The following is a 549-nucleotide window of genomic DNA, read 5'->3' as shown; positions in this document are numbered from 1 at the left end:
TACGCGATGTAGAGCCGGTCGCGGGACTGCGGCACCGGCAGGCAGGTGCGCGGCAGCACGTGCGCGGAATTCAGGGCGATGACCCGGGTCTCGTAACCGAGGTCCTGGATCTCGCGCAGCCACCGATGCCGGTCGTCCCACTTCCAGCACTGCACGACGTTTTCCATCACCCCGGCCAGCACCGGCTTGCCGCGCGCGGCCATCGCACGCAGATACCGGGGAATCTGCTCGACCAGCGCCCGGCTGCGCCCGGACGCCGGATCCTCGACGATGCCGAGTTCCTCGTCGAACCGGTACTGGTTGCTCTGGTCGAAGTAGCGTTTCTGTCCCTTCGCGTCCGTCCATTCCGGGCACGCCGGGCTCGCCCAGAACAACTCCGTCGCGGGCAGCCGCGTCAGATCGATCTCCCTGACGTCGCCGGGCGGAAGGTGTTCCACCGTGGGGAAGTTCAGCTCGTGCACCGCCACACAGACCGGGTTGTGGTTGGCCGCGATCCGGCCCGTGAGACCGGGCACCGCCCGCCAGCCGAGGTAATCGCCCCCGTATCCG

1 pseudogene is annotated in these 549 nt (G+C 68.5%); it reads right to left on the bottom strand.

What is annotated here, in order from left to right:
- Positions 1-549: pseudogene (locus A5780_RS43040) on the bottom strand (DNA cytosine methyltransferase); the annotation flags it as partial.

It is taken from the genome of Nocardia sp. 852002-20019_SCH5090214, assembly GCF_001665865.1.
In the GTDB taxonomy this organism is placed as follows: Bacteria; Actinomycetota; Actinomycetes; order Mycobacteriales; family Mycobacteriaceae; genus Nocardia; species Nocardia nova.
This window is presented reverse-complemented; position numbering and strand designations above follow the sequence as displayed.